3 protein-coding genes are annotated in these 23,031 nt (G+C 35.7%); all 3 read left to right on the top strand.

The genetic code is table 11. The features are described from left to right. The first annotated feature begins 4 nt into the window (after nucleotides 1–4). The 3 genes from AA088_RS07985 (at nucleotide 5) to AA088_RS07995 (ending at nucleotide 23,029) form a co-directional block, all read left to right on the top strand. A complete protein-coding gene (locus AA088_RS07985; protein WP_082106625.1) occupies nucleotides 5–9,871 on the top strand; it encodes an SDR family NAD(P)-dependent oxidoreductase in 9,867 nt (3,288 codons plus the stop codon). Nucleotides 9,872–9,942: 71 nt separating this feature from the next. After that, a complete protein-coding gene (locus tag AA088_RS07990) occupies nucleotides 9,943–16,020 on the top strand; it encodes an SDR family NAD(P)-dependent oxidoreductase (RefSeq protein WP_052752824.1) in 6,078 nt (2,025 codons plus the stop codon). A gap of 46 nt (nucleotides 16,021–16,066) precedes the next feature. Beyond that, on the top strand, nucleotides 16,067–23,029 hold the full coding sequence (locus tag AA088_RS07995; RefSeq protein WP_046744594.1) for an SDR family NAD(P)-dependent oxidoreductase: 6,963 nt from the start codon (nucleotides 16,067–16,069) through the stop codon (nucleotides 23,027–23,029). Nucleotides 23,030–23,031: the final 2 nt, after the last annotated feature.

Consider the following 23,031-nt stretch of genomic DNA (forward strand, 5'->3'; position numbering starts at 1 on the left):
AATCATGATGAAAGAACAACTAAGAACCATATTTTTAGACTTATCGAGTAAAAAACTTTCTGAGGCTGAAGCTTTAGAAAAAATAAGAGCAATCAAAGCAGCACAAAAAAGCAGTGATGTCAATACGCTCTACGCAAGTCCAACATGGAAGCTCGCAGAAAATCCGCAAAACAATCAATCAAAAATTGCCCAGCATCATTTGATTTGGTTACATGCAACATCTAAAAATCAACAAAAAATCTCAGAACAGCTACCGCAAGTCACGCAACATACCATAACAAGTTCAAAAGAAACTCTAGCAGAAAACTACACTGAAATTGCGTTATCCTGTTTTAAAATCATACAAAATTTGTTGACTAATAAGCTTCAAGGAACAACTTATGTGCAAATTGTTGTAGGCACTTCCGTAGAAGAAAAATTATATCAAGGACTAGCAGCATTATTAAAAACAGCCACACTTGAAAATCATAACCTAATAGGGCAGTTAATAGTAACGGAAGAACAGAACTCGGTTAAAGAAATAGTTCAACAACTAACGTCAGAACTAAAACAATCAACAGATGCGCTTATACGATACGAAGGAGGAAAAAGACATGTAAAACAATTAGTAGAAATTCACGATAATTCAATCCAAACTCATAGTAACTTCAGAGAAAATGGAGTATACCTTATTACGGGAGGATTTGGCGGACTTGGAATTGCTTTTGCCAAAAAAATATTACAACAATTAACAAAGGTAAATATAGTCTTAACTGGACGCTCTCAGCTTACAGCAGAGAAGAAACAACTACTGGAACAACTTTCATCAGAACATAAAAAAGTTCAATACATCTCATTAAATGTAGCGGACAAAAATCAGACGCGAAAAGTAATAGAAACGATTCTTCATGATTATAAAAAATTGCACGGAATTATTCATGCAGCTGGAATCAATAAAGACAATTTTATTCTCAAAAAATCAATCGCTGAATTCAAAGAAGTACTCCAAGCAAAAGTCTCAGGCGCATACAATATTGATGAAGTAACTAAAGAAATTGATTTAGATTTCATCATGCTTTGTTCGTCCATTGCTTCTTGGTTTGGAAATCCAGGACAAGCAGACTATGCAGTTGCTAATGCATTTATGGATGAATATGCCGAGTATCGAAATGCATTGGTCAAAAAAGGGAAGCGAAGCGGTAAAACATTGACTATCAATTGGCCTCTTTGGGAAGAAGGCGGTATGGAAATTGATGAAGAAATCAAAGCAAAACTATTTGAACAAACGGGGTTTATCCCTCTAGATACGCATACAGGAAATACAATTTTTCAATATGCTTTACAAACAGATCAAACTCAAATACTTGGTGTAAAAGGAAATATCAAAAAAATAAAAGAAACACTATTTACCAAAGTTACAAGTGTTCAAAAAGAAGAACTAAAAACCATAAAGCCTCTAGATGCAAATGAGCTTAGTGTAAAAACAACAGGATTTCTTCGTGACGAATTTTCTAAGATTATCAAATTGCCTGCACGTGAAATAGAAACTCATCTCGCTTTAGAAAAATATGGGATTGACTCTATTTTGGCAATGAATTTAACAAGCCAATTAGAAAAAACTTTTGGAAAACTTTCCAAAACATTATTCTTTGAATACCATACTATTGATGAACTTAGCGCGTATTTTACTAAGAACTTTGCATCTGTATTGACCGCTAAATTTTCACCAGATGCAACCCATTCTTCAATCGTATCAAACAATGAAAAAGTAGCTACACATACTCATTCCATTCCAAGAAACAATCAAAAGAAAAAACGTAAAATTTCTCGTGAACCTCAAATTGAATATCAATTAGATTCACATCAAATCAATCAAAACGAGCCTATTGCAGTTATCGGATTAAGTGGACGCTATCCTGAATCTGAAAACATTCAGGCATTTTGGAAAAATCTGCAACAAGGAAAAGATTGTATCATAGAAGTTCCTAAAGATCGTTGGGATTGGGAAAAACATTACAGTACAGATCGTACCGAACCGAATCGTCATTACAGTAAATGGGGCGGTTTTATAGCAGGTGTAGACGAGTTTGATCCTCGCTTTTTCAATATTTCTCCAAGAGAAGCTAAAAATATTGATCCGCAAGAACGATTATTTTTACAACACGCTTGGATGGCAATGGAAGATGCTGGATATACTCGCGATAGTTTACAAGTTCCTTCAAAAAATGACTTACCTGGACAAGTAGGAATATATGTAGGTGTCATGTATGGTGAGTACAACCTTTCAGGAAGTTTGGCGAGTATAGCCAATCGAGTTTCATACGTTCTCAATGTGCATGGACCAAGTATCACATTGGATACCATGTGTTCTTCCTCGTTAAGTTCTGTTCATTTAGCATGTCAAGATCTTAGGTCTGGACGTACCAATATGGCTTTTGCAGGAGGCGTAAACGTTAGTATTGATCCGAACAAATACCAAATGTTAAGTACTGGACAATTCATCTCTAGTGATGGACATTGTCAAAGCTTTGGAGAAGGAGGAGATGGGTATATTCCAGGAGAAGGAGTTGGTGTTGTAATGCTTAAACGCTTATCGGATGCAGAAAAAGACGGCGATCATATTTACGGAATTATCAAAGGAAGTGCTCTCAATCATGGAGGAAAAACCAATGGATATAGTGTGCCAAATCCGCGTGCACAAGCAAGTGTAATTAGTCGTGCTTTACGTGAATCAAATACAAATCCACGCCATGTAAGTTATATTGAAGCACATGGAACAGGAACCAAACTTGGCGATCCTATCGAAATTACAGCACTCAATAAAGCTTTTGGAATTGAACAGGAAAATCACTTCTGTCAATTAGGTTCTGCAAAATCAAATATTGGACATTGTGAATCTGCGGCAGGAATTGCAGGAATCACTAAAGTATTATTGCAATTACAACATCAACAAATAGTTCCTTCTTTACACTCTGAAAAACTCAATCCGCATATTGATTTTGAGCACACACCGTTTGTCGTAAACCAAACGTTACGTGTATGGGATAATCCAATAATTAACGGACAACTTATTCCTCGAATTGCAGGAGTTTCTTCGTTTGGTGCTGGTGGAGCTAATGCACATGTCATTATAGAAGAATACAATACCACAGAAAAAAATAGTGTTTCTTCAGTAACGAATACACCTGTAGCTATCATACTTTCGGCGAGAACAAAATCTCAATTAGAGCAAAAAATTCAAGATTTAATCTATTTTATAGAAAATGAAGAAAAACCGCTAGATTTAGCGGCAATCGCTTATACATTACAAATTGGAAGAGAAGCGATGGATGAGCGCTTTGCTGTCGCTGTTTCTTCTGTAAATGAATTGGTAAAAGTATTACAAGCATATATTTCAAGCAGGTTAGATGCTACAAAGTACCATCAAGCATGTGTGAAAGATTATAAAAATGCAGTTTTAGATCTTCGATCGGAAATACAATTTGAAGACACAATTTCCACTTGGTTAGAAGAAAAGGATTATGAAAAATTATTAGCATGGTGGACAAAAGGGTTGGAAGTTTCATGGAACGAATTGTATAGTGGCTATACACCAAAAAGAATCAGTTTACCAACGTATCCATTTGCAAAAGAATCTTATAGATTAACTCCAGCAGAAAGAGGTAGAGCCATCGTACAAGAAGCGTCTGTAGCAACAATCCATCCATTAGTACATCAAAACACATCAGACATTACTGAAACTAGATTCAGTTCAACATTTACTGGAAAAGAAGCTTTTGTAAAAGATGTCACTATTCATAAAGAAGGAACATCATTTCAGGTACTTCCATTCATCGCAAGTCTTGAAATGGCACGAGAAGCTATTCATCAAGCACTTCCTACACAAGGAGAAACACACACGCTTTCTTTAACAAATGTAGAATTCGGATCATGGATACGAGCGAAAGAGGCACAACCAGTTCATATTGCGTTACTTCCTAAAAATGAATCGTCTGCTGATTATGAAATTTATAGTCAACACGAAGAAGAAACCATCATTCATGCACAAGGATATGCAAGCTATACAGAAAAAAATACGCAGAAGCAAAATATCATATCGCTTCGTCAACAAATGTCAGAAACAGTAATTTCAGGCGCAGCTTTATACACTACAGGAACGATTCAATATGGAGCAACATATCAAGCAGTCAAAACTCTTCATGTTGGAAAAAATCAAGCCTTGGCACATTTACAACTGCCTTCTGAAGCTATTACAGATGTAAAACACTATGTATTGCATCCAAGTATTTTGGAAAGCACAGTAAAATCAGTTGTTGGGATAGTTTCCAATACTGAAGAAATTGCTTCAACGGTAATAATACCAATATCAATTGAAACAGTAGACATTCATGCATCTTGTACAAGTGAAATGTTCGCTTGGATTCATTACAACGAAAATTACATATCTGATAGCAATCAAATAAAAGTTGATATTCATCTATACGATACAGACGGAAATTGTTGTGTAGAATTCATTGGGATGCTGTTACACACTTCCGTAGAAAGTACGCCTAAACAAACCAATGTAATTACAGTTGCTGATACTGCAATTGTACAATCAAAAAAACAAGTAGCACCTACAACTGTAGCCCCAAAAGAAATATTTTTCTCTTGGAGAACAACTCGCAAAACGATACTAAGTCCAACAACTACGGTTGAAAAAGCTCCTTTAGAAAAACCATCAGGAATCAAATTAGTAAAACCTGAAGCAGCGATAAGAAATACCACGACAGAAACGTCCTTGAAAAAAATACGAGTACAACTTTCTGAAGGGAATTCGATGTCCATGTCAGAAACTGAGCAACAAAGTATACGTTTATTTGATAATAGCAACGGAATCTATACGCTTCAACTTGAAAATTCAGTACTTACACACTCAATGATTGTACAGTTTGTTAGTGCGTTACAAACAGCACAAAAACAAGAAAACATCAAGATATTAGTGATTGAAAGTGCAAAAAAAGAGTTTCTGCATGGTGATACTAAAACATTCAATGAAGCACTACATCAAGGACTTTTCAAAGAAATGATTTCGTTTCCATATCCTATCATTGCCAACATGCAAGGAAATGCTTCTGGGACAGGATTTTTACTAGGTTCGTTGTGTGATTTTATGATATGTAGTGAACAATCGGTGTACAAAACTATTCATACAAATGAAACACTCAAACATTTACTTGATGAACGTTTTGGAAATGTTTTAGTACAATATTTCATGCAACCCAACAATAATTTTACAGGGAAACAACTCAAAGAAAGAGGGTTTACAATGCCTGTAATTGCCATTGAAAAAGTATCAGCAATAGTTGAAGATATCACAAAAAATCTTGTACAAAAATCACAAATTTCGTTACGACTGCTAAAACAACACTTGGCACGTCATATTACTACAAAAGTTTCTCAACTTCAGGCAATTGAATACTTTAATGATGCCCAAATCTTTGAAACGGTAGATGTACCAAACCTAAAAACAATCAAAGTACACTATGAAAAAGAAGAGGCTTGTATCTTAACAATTAAAAACACAAAAACCAAAGCTATCCAATTAGTAAAAGAATTGGAAGAGTTCATAGCAGAAGTCAATAAAACGAACAATCATCCGACACTTGTACTACAAAGTGAACATGCAAACTTTGTCCCAAAAACAATCAATGAAAGTGAAGTACTGAGCTTTTCAGAAATACTATTGAATTGTAAATATCCAATCATCATTACTTTAGAGAATACGATTCAAGCAGAAGCTTGGTTTATAAGTTTACATGCTGATGAAATAATTTACAGTGAAACAGCACATTACACGGGCAAAGGTATATTGACAAACAAGACACTAGCTCAAAGAGCTACTCTGATGTTTTCTCATCGTTATGGAGATTCGGCAAGTAAAGAAATTCTATTACTTGGAAATACATACAGTGGAAAAGAATTACAAAAACATTTTCCTTCAATTCAAACGGTTCCGCAAACAAAAGTCTTATCGGAAGTTTTAAAAATTGCAGCATCTTGGTCGGCAGTAGCTACAAATATTAGAAAAGCACAGAAGGCAGCGACTTCAAAAGAACTTAAAGAAAAGCGAAAACAACTCCCTGTATGGAATATTGAAAACAACAAGAAAGCGCAAACACTTTCTGCAGGAGTTGTTCAACTACAATCTTCTGTAATTAAAGCAATAGCACATGAAACAGGAGTCTTAGAAGTGCGTATGGAAGAACGTGGCTTCAAAAATATGTTTACAGACGATTTCATGGCAGGCGTAAACGAAATTTTTGAACACATAGAAAACACTCCACACTATAAAGTTGTTATTCTCACAGGCTACGACAACTATTTTGCTTCTGGTGGTACTAAAGAAGGCTTAGTGGCTATCCAAGAAGGGAAAAGTAAATTTACAGACACAAAAATTTTCCAACTGGCTATGGAATGTAATATTCCTGTCATAGCTGCCATGCAAGGTCATGCAATTGGTGCAGGTTGGGCAATGGGAATGTATGCTGATTTTACACTATTTAGTAAAGAACGTAAATACCGAAGTCCATATATGAACTACGGATTTACGCCAGGAGCTGGAGCAACTTATATTTTCCCTAAAGTAATGGGATACGATTTGGCTCGAGAAACACTATTTACAGCCAATGAATATAGCGGACAAGAACTCAAAGATAAAAGCATACACCTTTCTGTATTTGAAAAAGACCGTGTAGTATTGGAAGCAATGGAATTGGCAAAAAAGATTGCAGAGAATTCTAGAGATGCATTAGTGGCTTTCAAAAAACAACTGACGCAGAATTATATTTTGCAAGCAGAAGAAACGAAGGAGCTAGAATTAACAATGCACGACCAAACATTTGTAGGTGATGCAGCAACCCTGAAACAAATTCAGGAAAACTTTGCGCATAAGCAAATGACCAATACTGTATCAGATGCAAATAAAGACGTTTCAACAATACAAGAAAGGTTTGCACTTTCAGATATTATCGAAACAATCAAAAAATTCTTAGCAAATGAGCTTCATTTACATGAAAATGAAATTGAAGAAGAAGCGCAATTTGTTGATATAGGTTTAGATTCTATTACAGGAGTTACTTGGATTCGAAAAATTAATGATCATTTTACACTATCGCTAGAAGCGACACAAATATATACCTACACGACATTACAACAGCTGGGCACTCACATTCAAGAAGAATTGCAAGGAACAGAAATCTTAACCCAAGAACAAAACACTACGGCTGCAATCTATAATATCGAAGAAGAAAAAGCTCATGAAATAATAGAAGAAAATACGATTGATGAGGCGTTAGACATTGTAGGAACAATCAAAAGTTTCTTAGCACAAGAATTACACTTAGAAGAAAATGAAATAGATGAAACTGCGCAATTTGTTGATATAGGTTTAGACTCAATTACAGGAGTTACTTGGATTCGAAAAATCAACAATCATTTCAAAACCAATATTGAAGCGACACAAATTTACACGTACCCAAGTTTAAACAAATTAGGGGAATTCATCAAAGAAGAACTTGAAAGACTAGGACTTATTGCCCAACATAGCACAGTCAATAAAAAAACAATTGTCAAAGCTCCTGTAACTAAGGAAACCTTGGAGAAAAGAGTAAAAACAGTTGATTTTATAGAGCGAAAACTAACATCACTTCGAGGTAAAAAAGGAATTAAAAAGCAAGTGCATAAGTCTCAACCATTTGCAATACAACCTATTGCTGTTGTAGGAATGGCAGGACAATTTCCTAAGGCAGCCAATATTGATGAATTTTGGAATAATATAGCAAATGGAGAAAACTGTATTACTGAAGTTTCAAAAGAACGTTGGGACATTGACGAATACTACAATGAAGGGACGCCAATACCAGGAAAAACAAATAGCAAATGGCTAGGAAGCTTAGAAGGATACGACCAATTTGATCCATTATTCTTTACCATTTCACCTATTGAAGCAGAAAGTATGGATCCGCAACAGCGCTTGTTTTTACAATCGTGCTGGCATAGTATTGAAGATGCAGGGTACAATCCGCAATCACTTTCAGGAACTAAATGCGGTGTATTTGTAGGTTGTGCTACTGGCGATTATCAATTGCCATCACGTGATCAACAATTAAGTGCGCAAGGATTTACAGGAGGAACATCATCTATATTAGCAGCTAGAATTTCGTATTTCTTAAACCTACAAGGGCCATGTATTGCCTTAGACACAGCTTGTTCAGCATCGTTGGTAGCAATTGCAAACGCTTGTGATAGCTTAATTACTGGTGCGAGTGATACAGCTTTAGCAGGTGGCGTGTATGTAATGACTGGTCCAGAAATGCATGTAAAAACAGCACAATCAGGAATGTTATCACAAGATGGTAAATGTCATACATTCGATCAAGAAGCAAATGGTTTTGTGCCAGGTGAAGGTGTAGGTGTTGTAATGTTAAAACGTTTGGAAGATGCAGAACGAGACGGAGATACTATTTATGGAGTCATTAAAGGATGGGGCGTGAACCAAGATGGGCGAACTAATGGTATCACAGCACCAAATGCCGCATCTCAAACGGCTCTGGAGCAAGAAGTATACGACAAATATGAAATTAACCCAGAGCAAATTCAACTCATAGAAGCACATGGAACAGGCACAAAATTAGGTGATCCAATCGAAGTTGCTGCACTTAAAAAATCATTCAAAAAGTATACGAATAAAGAAAATTATTGTGCAATTGGCTCGGTAAAAAGTAATATTGGTCATTGCTTGACAGCTGCTGGTGTGGCAGGATTTATCAAAGTATTGAAGGCAATGGAACACAAAAAATTGCCACCAACAATTCACTACAACCAATTAAATGAACATATTTCACTTCAAGGAAGTCCTTTTTATGTAAATAATCAATTGCATGATTGGGAAGTAGCAAACTCAGAAATTCGCCATGCGGCTATTAGTGCTTTCGGTTTTAGTGGAACCAATGCACACTTAGTAGTAGGTGAATACATTCCACAATCGGTTGACTCATCACAGGTAAAAGTTATTACACAAAGCCAAAAATATCTAGTACCAATCTCGGCTAGAAATGAAGAACAATTAGACACACAAGTAAGAAACATCCTTGAATTTGCTACCACATATGCGCAAGAAATTGATGTAGTAGAAATGGCTTATACATTACAAGTTGGTCGAGAAGCTATGGAAGCACGTGTTGGTTTTATGGTTACTTCAGTAGATGAGCTTATAGCAAAATTAGAAGCCTATACGAATAAAGAAGATTTTATTAAAGATTGCTATCAAGGACATATCAAAGAAAACAAAGAAGGTCTCAAATTAGTAAGTGGCGATCAAGAAATGAAAGAGCTGATCATTCAAAAATGGATTTCAGACAAAAAACTGAACAAGTTGTTGGATTTGTGGACCAAAGGGTTGGATTTTGATTGGAATATTCTTTACGGAAACCAAAAGCCAAAACGTGTACGTTTGCCAATATACCCATTTGCAAAAGAACGTTATTGGCTTGAACCAACTGCGATCAGTTATCAAGAAGGTGCGCAAGAAGAAAAAGCCCCAAAATTGCATCCATTATTACATGCAAATACAGCCAACTTAAAAGCACAAGGATTTACAGAAGCTTCTAGTGAAAACGAAGCAACTTCTGCAAAGACTAAGGGTAGAAAAATTACTCGTATCAATTTACCAACATACCCATTCGATCAAGAAAAATGTTGGCCAGAACCAGCACCAAAAACGGTAGAAACATCTAATAAATCAGAGTTAGTGTTTAAAAACTTAGATTCTATTGAAGATGTTATTGAACGTATAGACGGTGAGCTTTTAGACACCGATGAAGCGGTACTCATGCTAAAAGATTTGCTGTAATTCTTTACAGAATAAATCAGCTTTAAAACGTGAAATTTCCATCAGTATAAAAGACCAAAAGAAAACATCAAATGATAGATTTTATTGAATACGTAGTTTCAGAATTAAAACAAAAGAGACTCTCTAAAGGAAATGCATTATCACTGATAAAACAGTTTTCTCAACATACAAACAAAAATGGTACAGGTGAAGCAATTCACCCGTTACTACATACCAATACGTCTGATTTTTACCAACAAAGCTATCGTTCTATTTTTAACGGAACAGAACCTTTTTTGGCAGATCATCAAGTGAAAATCACTACGGATGCATATAAAAAGATTTTACCAGGTGTTGCGTATTTAGAAATGGCATTGGCGGCAATTAAAAATGCATTGCCCGGTATAGAAGAATCTAATGTAATGGAGTTGCAAAACATCGTTTGGTTACAACCATTTTTTGTAACAGAAGCCAAAGAACTTCATATATCACTTGATGCAAACAGTGATGAAAATATTCACTTTGAAATCTACAGTATAGAAGGAGAAAACAAAGATGAATACAATGAAATTATTCACTGTGAAGGTGATATTGCCTATTCTGAAAAAGCAGAAAACCAATCCTTACCTGTAAATGAACTAATTACAAGAATGCAGCGAGGACAGCTCAATGCAAAAGAAATCTATGAAACCTATAATAAGTTAGGACTAAAATATGGTGCTTCACATCAAACTGTTACTACAATTCATCAAGGAAGCAACGAATTAATTGCTAAGCTAGAAATGGCAAATACGTCTAGCGCTAGTCAAAAAGCATACACATTGCATCACGGAATGTTGGATGGCGCATTGCAAGCTAGTATTGGTCTTATCAATCAACTATCAGATCTTTCAGGAAGTCCAATGATGCCTTTTGCCTTGAAAAACATTCGTGTATTAGATGCCTGTTCAGAAACAATGTACGCTTGGATTCGATATGCTGAAGGAAGCAAAGCTGGCGATTCAATTACAAAATTGCATATAGATATTTGTAATACGGAAGGAATAATTTGTGCTCAACTCCAAGGATTCACCTCAAAAACATTTACCAATACACAACTTAAACAAGTCACTGAAACGTCAGTAATATATGCGCAGCAAACGTGGAAAGAGAGTGTAGGAGAAAGCTATAATGTTGAATTTGAGCAACATGCAATTCTCCTTTGTGACCTAACAGATATTCATCTAAAAGATATACAACAAACATTCGCAAATGCAGAAGTTGCTTCAATAGCACTTACTACTGATGAAAGTATTGCCAAACGTTATGAGCAACTATCATTACATGTGTTTGAAAAAGTACAAACAATTATTCAGAGCAAGCCTAAAGGAGACAATCTGTTACAAATTGTTTGTGCAAACACAGCAGAAAATAGAATTTTTACAGGTATTGCCGGTTTATTAAAAACGGCTACATTAGAAAATCCAAAATTAGTAGGACAACTTATCTTTACCAATCCGAATGATTCCAAACAACTCATTGAGCAGTTGCGTAGCAATCGCACAAACTATACCGATACCGTTGTTAAACATGAAGAATCCACCCGTTTTGTATACGAATTAGAGGCAATTACGGCACAGGCTTCTGAGCCAAATATTAGCTTCAAAGAAAATGGAGTATACCTCATTACAGGTGGTTTTGGAGGTTTGGGAACACTTTTCGCAAAAGAAATACTAGCACAAACCAACAATGCAACGATTATTTTGACAGGTCGTTCAGAATTAACACCTGAAAAAGAAACGAAATTTGCCAAACTCTATAACAATGCAGCAAATGTTGTTTATCGTACATTGAATCTTTTGGATGAATCTCAAGTAACTACTTTCATCCATGAAATAGAAAAGGAATTTCAACAACTTACAGGAATCATTCATGCGGCTGGAATGACTGCGGACAATTACATTCTCAAAAAAACAAAAGAAGAAGTAAAATCTGTATTACAGCCTAAAGTTCAAGGAACCTATCATTTAGCGAAAGCTACAGAATACAAGGATATCGATTTTATCGCTTTATTTTCTTCAGGAGTGGCGGTTTTAGGAAATCCAGGACAAGCTGATTATGCAGCCGCAAATGGATTTTTAGATCAATTGGCTCACTATCAAAATCATCATCAAAAGCATACCAAATACATTTCAATCAATTGGCCACTTTGGAAAGATGGAGGTATGGGACTTCAGGCGGAAATGCTTGAAAAAATGCAACACGAAACAGGAGTATATCCATTACAAACATCTACAGGAAAAACAGCTTTTTACCAAGCACTTTCGTTAGAATCGTCTTCTATTTTGGTTATTGAAGGTGAACGAAAAAAACTAGAAACACTTTTATTTGAAAAACCAGCGATAGCGCAAGTAGTTTCTGTTGAAGAAAAAGTAGTTGAAAAAGAATCGTTACCCGTAGCAACCGATAATTTAATAGATAAAACAAAAGCGTATCTGCGAAAAGAATTTTCGTCTGTTTTAAAAATATCAGTGCATAAAATAGATACCAGTGCCGCTTTAGAACGTTACGGGATTGATTCTGTAGTAGCGATGAATCTTACTGGAAAGCTAGAAAAAACCTTTGGAACGTTATCAAAAACACTTTTCTTTGAATATCAAACTATTGATGATCTAAGTGAGTATATAGCTGCAAACTTTCAAGAAAAGCTATCAGAATTATTTTCAATTGAAAAATCAGCAATAAAAGATACAGCAAAGCCAGTAGCAGCTGTGACACCAACACCAAAAACTGAACTGCCTAAAAAAGCGCGTTCTGATAGAAGAACATTCAAACGCTTTTCAGGTGTGCAACGTTCCAATTCAAAAACCGCTGAAACGTTTATAAATGAACCAATTGCTATTGTTGGATTAAGCGGACGTTATCCAGCATCTGTAAATGTAGAAGCATTTTGGGACAATCTAAAAAATGGAAAAGATTGTGTAACGGAAATCCCTGCACAACGTTGGGATTGGCGAGATTTTTATAGTGATGACGCATCCAATCCTGGAGAGCATACAAGCAAATGGGGCGGATTTATAGAAGGTGTAGATGAATTTGATCCACGGTTCTTTAATATTTCGCCTAGAGAAGCCAGTTATATTGATCCGCAAGAGCGACTCTTTTTACAACATGCTTGGATGGCAGTTGAAGATGCGGGATACACTCGACAAAGCTTGCAAATTCCAACAGAAAATGACCAACCTGCACAAATTGGCGTTTATGTAGGTGTCATGTATGGTGAATACAATTTATCAGGAAGCTTGGCCAGCATAGCCAATCGTGTATCCTACTTTTTAAACCTTCATGGGCCTAGTATGACGCTTGATACTATGTGTTCTTCTTCACTGACAGCAATTCATTTAGCATGTCAAGATATTAAATTAGGACGAACAAACATGGCTATTGCTGGAGGTGTGAATGTAAGTATTGATTCAAATAAATACAGCATGTTAAGTGCAGGACAATTTATTTCGAGTGATGGGCATTGTCAAAGTTTTGGTGAAGGAGGCGATGGATACATTCCAGGTGAAGGCGTTGGCGCAGTAATCTTAAAACGTTTATCAGATGCTGAACGCGATAAAAATCATATCTATGGAATTATTAAAGGTTCAGCATTAAATCATGGGGGAAAAACAAACGGATACACAGTTCCGAATCCTAATGCACAAGCAGCAGCAATTTCAAGAGCATTACGAGAATCTAACACAGATCCAAAACACATCAGTTATGTAGAAGCACATGGAACTGGAACAAAACTTGGAGATCCTATCGAAATTGCAGCACTGACAAAAGCATATCAAATTTCGCCAGAAAACAGTCATTGTTTAGTAGGTTCTTCTAAGTCTAACATTGGACATTGTGAATCTGCAGCAGGAATTGCTGGATTTACCAAAGTATTACTGCAAATGAAGCATCAGCAAATAGTACCTTCTTTGCATTCAAAACGTTTAAATCCTAATATTGACTTTGACAAAACACCTTTTGAAATCAATCAAGATTTAGTCAATTGGAATCAACCAGTTGTTGATGGAAAAACCATTCCGCGTTTGGCAGGACTATCTTCCTTTGGCGCAGGTGGATCAAACGCACATATCATTTTACAAGAATATGAGCCTGTAAAACAGGTAAACTACTCAATTGATTCAACTGAAATTATAGTGCCATTATCAGCAAGAACGATTAATCAATTGACGCAAAGAGCTCTTGATCTTTTAGGATACCTTCAAAAAAATGAGAATAAAGTTGATCTAATTGAACTGGCTTATACATTACAAATAGGTAGAGAAGCGATGGATGAACGAGTTGGTTTTTTAGTCACTACTGTAGAAGAGTTGATGGAAAAACTGCGTGCATTTATAGACGGAAATACCGAAGAACAAGACATTTATCGAGGACAAGTACAGCAAAATAAAGAAACGATTTCGCTTTTCAATGCTGATGCTGACTTTCAGGAAACAATTCACAAATGGATTGTACAGAAAAAATACGCAAAAATCATTGATTTATGGGCAAAAGGATTAAATCTTGACTGGAACACATTCTACGGAAGTGAAAAAATACAATTAATCAGCTTACCTACCTATCCTTTTGCAAAAGAGACATATTGGAATGCACCTGAACTGAGAGGAAAAGTACTACCGCAAACACAAAGCACTGCTATTTTACATCCGTTAGTACATACCAATACATCCAATCTAGATCAAGTACGTTTTAGTAGCACATTTACTGGAAAAGAATTTTTTATTAAAGATTATCAATTGAGACTTAATGGTACGGGAGCGCAAAAGGCGTTGCCTGCACTAGCAAGTTTGGAAATGGCTCTTGCAGCTGTACAGCAAAGCAACCCAGATACAAATGCATATCCTTATGTAGAACTCAATAAAATTTCTTGGGGAAAACCATTCATTTTAAGCACCAATACACAATTAGACATTGTACTACTAAAAGAAACAACCGATGAAGTATACTTTGAAATTGCAAGCCAAAATGAACAAACCGAAGTAATCCATGCACAAGGATACGCACGTTATAAAACGAGTCAACAAGCCATTCGATTTGAAGTTCAAAAGCTTAAAGAACAATTACAAAATCATACGAGAAACGCTCAAGAAATATATCAAGCTTTCAGTATTATGGGCTTACACTATGGTGTTTCTAATCAAGTGATACATAAAGTATACATGAGTAAAAATGCTCTTTTAGCAGAAGTTCGCTTGCCACAATCAATCGAAAATTCAATAACAGATTTTATACTACATCCTAGCATATTGGATAGTGTAGTGCAGGCTTCAATCTGTTTACTTACAGATTTAAAACTGTCTGAAAACTATATGTTTATACCTGTAGCTGCAGCTACACTTACTAGTACAAAAGCATTTGCTGAAAAAATGTATGTATTAGTTCAGTTTGCTGAAAAGAAAACTTCTTCTGAGGTATATCTTACTGCAGATATTTGTGATGAAAACGGTATAGTTTGCGCCCAAATCAAAGGATTGCAGTTACAACAAATAGCGTTGGATAGAACGGTAAAAACAAGTAAAAAAATCACAATCGATTTAGAACCATTAGTATTTTCTGAATCCATTTCACAAAAACCTTCAGACATTCAACTACGTTCACTCTCGTCACAACTTACAATCAAAAAAGAAGCAATTGCTGCAAAACCGACCAATATAAGTTTAAGTAATACGCAGCAAACGACCACAGTTACCCATGAATCACCAACCATCAAAAAGATTCATTTAGACGATATTAATGTATCTGCAAGAGTAGAAAAACAAGTTGCTCCTACAATCAAACAAATTGATTTGGCAACTATTGAAACAGTCAAAGAAGAAGCCGCATCAATTACAACGGCTCCGAAAGATGTTCCGCAAGAGTATTCAAAAGAACAACTCAAACAAATGCTCATTACAACATTAGCAGATGCATTGTATTTAGAACCACATGAAATTGATGCAGAAAAGTCATTTATTGATATTGGATTAGATTCTATAGTAGGTGTTGAATGGATCAAAACCATCAACAAAAAGCTAACTATGGAATTATCGTCCACAAAAATATACGATTACGCAACCATCAATGCGCTTAGCAATTATATACGCAAAGAACTAGAAAATCAACAGTCGTCTGTTGATGCAACATCGTAACCAAGAATATACAAAACAAAGAGTCTCTCTCAAAAAAATATACCACATGAACAGTGCAACCAAAACACGAATACAAAACCGTCTTATCATAAGTTTGGCAGATGCACTCTATTTAGAGCCTTCTGAAATTGATGCCGACAAATCGTTTACAGATTTAGGTTTAGATTCAATTGTTGGTGTTGAATGGATCAAAACGATTAACAAGGAATTTGATTTAGAACTTTCATCAACAAAAGTTTACGATTACTCAACGGTAAAGCAATTGGCAGGATATGTTGCAGATGAATTGGCAAAAAAACCAAATAGTGCTATACTAAAGGAAGAAAAAGAAGAGAAAGTCGCTCCTAAAGTAGAAGTAACACCATTAGTAGCGCCTATTAACATTCAAGAAATACCTCAAGCACAAGAAGTAATTTCTGAAAATTCTACATCTTCATCGAGTATTTCTCTAAGTGCGTTGACTGCTTTCCCTACATTAACTAAAAAAGAACGTAAAAAACAAGTTGAAAAAGTAGGTGCAGGTTTTGAAGATGAAAAAATTGCGATTGTAGGAATTTCGGGAAGATATCCGGATGCACAAAATTTAGATCAATATTGGGAAAACCTAAAAGCAGGAAAAAATTCGATTAAAGAAATTCCGACTTCGCGTTGGGATACTAGTAAATACTATGATCCAGATCCTACAAAGCCAGGAAAAATATACTGTAAGTGGTTAGGGATGCTAGACGACGTGGATTGCTTTGATCCACTATTTTTCCAAATTTCTCCAGCCGAAGCAGAATCAATGGATCCGCAACATCGTTTATTTTTGGAAGAAAGTTACAAAGCGTTTGAAGATGCAGGTTATTCTAGGAACAATCTGAGCGATAAAAAATGTGGAGTGTATATGGGAATTATGAGTAATGAATATGCACATTTAATGGCAAAAGGAAGCTCAAATTCCATTAATACAACAGCGAATAGCTTTGCAATCGGTTCTGCGCGAATCTCTTACTTCTTAAATCTCAAAGGACCAGCAATTCCATTTGATACTGCTTGTTCATCTTCACTAGTGGCTACTCATGTAGCGTGTCAAGGATTACTGAACAACGAAATTGATATGGCTCTTGCGGGCGGAGTAAGTTTGTATTTAATACCAGAATCGTATGTAGGAATGTGCCAAGCGGGCATGTTGTCACCAGATGGGCAATGCAAAACCTTTGACGATTCAGCTAACGGATTTGTACCAGGAGAAGGTGTTGGAACACTGGTGCTAAAACGATTAAAAGACGCTGAGCGTGACAACGATCATATTTATGGAGTTATCATTGGCTCTGGAATTAATCAAGATGGTAAAACGAACGGAATTACTGCACCTAGTGTAAATAGTCAGATTGAATTGGAGCGCGAAATTTATAAGCGTTACAATATAGATCCAGCGAGTATTAGTTATGTAGAAGCACACGGTACAGGTACTAAATTAGGTGACCCAATTGAACTAGAAGCCTTGTCGACAGTATTCAAGGAAAAAACAGATAAGCAAAATTTCTGCGGAATTGGTTCTGTAAAAACCAACCTAGGGCATACCTCTGGAGCGGCTGGTGTAGCAAGTATTCACAAAGTGCTCTTAAGCATGCAGCACAAAACATTAGTGCCTAGCTTAAACATAGAAAAGGAAAACAATATTTTTGATTTCAAAAACTCTCCTTTTTACATCTCTAAAGAAGAAAAACCTTGGACAGTTTCTGAAGATGTACAAACACAGCCAAGGAGAGCTGCAATTAGTTCATTTGGATTTAGTGGCACAAATGCACATTTAGTCATTGAAGAATATCCACAAAATACTGCCATAGTAACTAATCACTCAGAAACTAATTCTGATGGTGTCATCGTCCCTATTTCTGCAAGAACAAAAGATCAGTTATTGCAAAAAGTTACCGAATTACATTCGGCATTAGTCACTAAAAAACCGATGTTACACATCAATGACATTGCATACACGTTACAAGTAGGTAGAGAAGAACTTCGAGAGAGAATAGCAATTGTAGTGACTTCTACGAAAGAGCTTTGTAGTACACTGGAAGCGTATATAATTGGAGAACAAAATATACCAAATGTATTTACAAAGCAAAAAGGAAAAAGTAATGACGCACTTAATATTTTTGAAAATAACGAAACGCTTAGCACTTTAGTAGATACATGGATAAAAGAAAAAACCTTTGCTAAGTTAGCAGAAATTTGGGCAAATGGATTTGAATTGAATTGGGAACGATTCTACGGAAGTGAACATCCAAAACGAGTTGCATTACCAACGTATCCTTTTGCAAAAGAACGTTACTGGCCAGAAATTTCAGAAAGCAGCTCTCAAATAGAGTCTGTTTCTACAGAAACTCTTTCTGTAGTAGAGCAGCAGGAAGAAAAAATATCCAAAATACATTTTATTACAGCTTGGCAACCGACAAAACTATCTACAACAAACTCTATTCAAAAAGAAGGAGAAGTTACGCTACTCCTTAATACTGATACTGTTTTTACTGAAGCGTATCAAAAAGAAATAGTGAAGATAGACGATACGCATCAAGTTGTTCAAGTAGGGTTTGCAAGTTCCTATCAAATCATAGCACAAAATAGTTTTACAGTCAATCCGACAAAAGAAGAAGAGATAGCCCAACTCATATCTGAGTTAGAAAATCAACACCTTTTTCCTACTCGTATCATTCACAATAGTTTGCATAAAGATACCGATGAAGAAAAGACGATTGACGTTTCTATTCTTGACAATAAAATATACCCATTTTTCAATCTTTGCAAAGGATTGATACAATCGAAGACGCAACAAACAGTTAAAATCATATCGTATAGTCCAACTGAAAAAAGTATCGAAACTCCGTTGCAACAAGCTTTCAGTGCCTTTTTCAAAACCTTAGCACTTGAAAACCCAAAATATCAAGGGAAAACCATTGTATTTGATGCTAAAGTTTCAGTAAATGAAATTCCTGTGCTTCTTGCAAATGAATTTTTAGATAGCAATTGGCATCAGAATGAGATTCGATACAGTATTGAACAACAAACCGCTCAACGATATACTCACACATTACAATCATTTTCTCCTGTTACTGATAAGATAATGACCTTGCCAATCAAACAACAAGGTGTATACTTAATCTCTGGAGGAATTGGTGGTTTAGGATATATCATTAGTGAATATTTGGCTAAGAATTTTGCATGTACATTGATTCTTTTTGGACGTTCTAAATTGGATGAAGCTAAACAGCAAAAATTAAAAGAGCTCAATTCGTATCAAGCAAAAGTATCATATGTTCAAACCGATGTTACAAACTATGAAGCTGTAGAAAAACTAATTCGCACGACCAAAAAACAATACACAATTCTTAATGGAATCATTCATAGTGCAGGTGTAAGTATGGATAATTTCTTGCTCAAAAAATCAATGCAGGAAATAAAACAAGTAATTAACCCTAAAATTTTAGGAGCGGTTCATTTAGACAAAGCTACTAAAAATGAAGAGCTAGACATATTTGTATTGTTTTCTTCAATTGCGGGAGTTTTAGGAAATTATGGTCAGGCTGATTATGCTTTTGCAAATCATTTCTTAGACGCTTTTGCTACACATCGTAACCAACTTACAAAATCTGAAAAACGTTTTGGCAAAACGCTCTCTATTAATTGGCCATTTTGGGAAGATGGAGGATTTTCGCTGTCCGAAACAGATATAGAACAAGGAAAAATTCATATTGGGATTCATCCAATTCCAACACATATTGGACTCGAGTTTTTTGAAGAAATTTTAGCTTCTGATGTATCACAAGCCATTGCACTATATGGGAACCAAACGAAAATTCAGCAATACTTACAACAAAAGGAAACAGTTCAAGGAATACACATAAAAAATCATTCTACAGAAATAACGGATTCTTTACTATTAGAAAAAACCGAAATATACCTGCAAGAACTCATCGGAAATATCATCAAACTTGATGTGTCAAGACTAGATATAGAAGAACCTTTTGATGTATTTGGGATTGATTCAATCATCATTGGACAAATTAATAGTAGCTTGGAAAATGATTTAGGTCCGTTGCCTAAAACTCTTTTATATGAATACCCAACCATCAAAGAGCTAGCAGCGCATCTCCATGTAGAAGCCAAAACACAACTCCTTTCTATCTTAAAAATGTCGGAGTCTGCTGTAACTAACGCTTCCGCAGAAGTACAACATGATGCTATAAAGGTTGCAGTTCCACAAGCAGTAACTACAAAAGTCACACAAACAGTTGACGAACCAATTGCAATCATTGGGATTCATGGAAAATACCCTAAATCTGATACTATTGAAGCATACTGGGAACACATTAAAAAAGGAAAGAATCTAATAGAAGAAGTGCCAAAAACACGTTGGAATGCCGATGCGTATTATGATGAAAATCCTGAAAAAGCTTCTGAAGGAAAAATATACAGTAAATGGGGAGGTTTTGTTAAAAACGTAGATAAATTTGACCCAAAATTCTTTAATATTTCAGCACAAGAAGCCAAAATGATGGATCCTCAAGAACGTTTGTTCTTAGAATCTGTTTGGGCAACTATTGAAGATGCTGGATACACAAAGAATAGTCTGCGTACAAAATATCAAAAAGGAAAAGGAGCAGATGTTGGCGTGTTTGTTGGAGTGACTACAAATACTTACAACATTGTTGCAACAGACGCTTGGAATGAAGGAAATTATCTCAACTCTAGTGCATTGCCATGGAGTATCGCCAACAGAGTTTCATACCTAATGGATTTTCAAGGACCAAGCATGCCAATTGATACAGCATGTTCGTCTTCATTGGTGGCAATTCATTTAGCAAGTGAAAGTCTTAAAAAAGGAGAATGTAAGGTTGCTATTGCGGGAGGTGTGAACCTATATCTACACCCTTCAAAATACCATTCTTTATGTAGCAAAGGAATGGTAGCAAAAGGAAATAAAAATTACAGTTTTGGCGCAGGTGATGATGGTTTTGTACCCGGAGAAGGTGTGGGTTCTGTACTTTTAAAACCTCTTAGTAAAGCAATTGAAGACAACGATCACGTATACGGAATTGTAAAAGGAAGTGCTTACGGACATAGTGGAAGTTCCAATGGCTATTCTGCACCAAATCCTAATTCGCAAACAGCTTTGATAGAAGAAACATTGCAAAGAGCAAACGTTTCTCCAGAAAATATCAATTATGTGGAAGGACACGGTACAGGAACACAATTAGGGGACAGTTTGGAAATCTTAGCATTGACCAATGCATTTCGAAAACAAACGACTAAAGAACAATTTTGTGCGATTGGTTCCGTAAAAGCAAATATTGGACATTCAGAATCGGCAGCAGGGATTGCAGGGTTAACAAAAATTTTGTGGCAATTAAAACATAAGTTAGTAGCACCAACCATCAATTCTGAAGAGGTAAATCCTAATATAAATTTCAAATCAACACCATTTTTCTTGCAACACCAAACAACTCCTTGGGAAAAAGTGAATGGAGAACCAAGACGTGCATTGATCAATTCATTTGGCGCAGGAGGCGTAAATTCGTGTATAGTTGTAGAAGAATTTGAAAATCAACAAAAAACCATACAGAAAGAAGATGCCACATCTCCTCATTTGGTTGTATTGTCTGCAAAAAATAAAGAAAGTCTTCAGCAATACGCTAATCAGTTACTTTCCTTTTTAGGGAAGCATAAAAATGAAAAATTAGCAGACATTGCATATACACTTCAAGTAGGGAGAGAAGCAATGTCCGAACGTTTAGCATTTATAGCAAAAGATCGAAAAGAACTAATGCAGTTATTAAAGAATTGGCGAAATAAAGTGTCAACTGGAAATGTTTTTGAAAGTAACCACGAGACAGGAACGATTAGAAAAAGATTCTCAAAAGATGAAAAAGAATATTTAGAGTTTCTTTTAGGAAAGCAAAGCTTATCTGAAATTGCTAAGATGTGGATTGAAGGGGCTGAAGTCGATTGGAGTAAACTACATGCAAATACACTGCACAAGCGAATTTCATTGCCAACCTATCCATTTACTCAAGAAAGTTATTGGATTACAGAAATTGGAGCAGAAATAAAAGCGCATCAGTCGCAACAAAATGCAGGAATCGGCGGGTATTTGCATCCTTTAGTATCTCACAATATTTCTACCTTACGAAGCATTGGTTTCGAATCGTTATTAGATGCAGACGAATATTATGCACAAGATCATACCATAAATGGAATACCTGTATTTCCAGGAGCAGGTTTCATAGAAATGGCAAATGTTTGTGGAAATATCGCAGGAGAACGAAAAGCAAGAAAAATCAAAGAAGTTGTTTGGATGCATCCATTGACTTTTGAAAACAACACTCAATCTGTACAAACATATCTAGAACAGAAAGGAAAAGCTACGTATTATCAAATACGTTCTTTAAGTACATCAAATGAGCTACTAACACATTCTGAAGGTAGAATTGTATTTGAAAATAATCGAGATACTTCTGCAGAAAATGAGCAAGTATCAATTGATGGGTTACTAAAAGAATGCCATACAACTATTAATCGTGAAGTGTTTTACAATTCGTTCAAGCAATCTGGGATTGAATATGGAGAAGCTTTCCAAACAATTCAAGAGTTACGAGTAAGTGATACTTTTGCAGTAGCCAAACTCAAAATTACCTTAAAACTAAAAAAAGATTTTGAGCACTATTTATTACATCCAAGCATTTTTGATGGTGCTATGCAAACGGTTGCTGGATTATTAGCAAATACAAGTTCTAAAGAAGCACATGTACCTTTTGCAATTGACGAAATAGAGATGATTCGACCATTGACCTCAACATGTTATGTAATTGCCGAATTTGCGGATATAGAGAACAGAAACCGTTCTGATATTAAAAAATTCAATATCAAAATTGTCAACAAAAAAGGAACACTCTTAGTAGCTATTCAAAATTTTTACGCAAGAGCTATGCAGTCAGTTGAAACTACAAACGAAGCTGCAACTCTGTAACC

The sequence above is a fragment of the Kordia zhangzhouensis genome (assembly GCF_001005305.1).
Lineage (GTDB): Bacteria > Bacteroidota > Bacteroidia > Flavobacteriales > Flavobacteriaceae > Kordia > Kordia zhangzhouensis.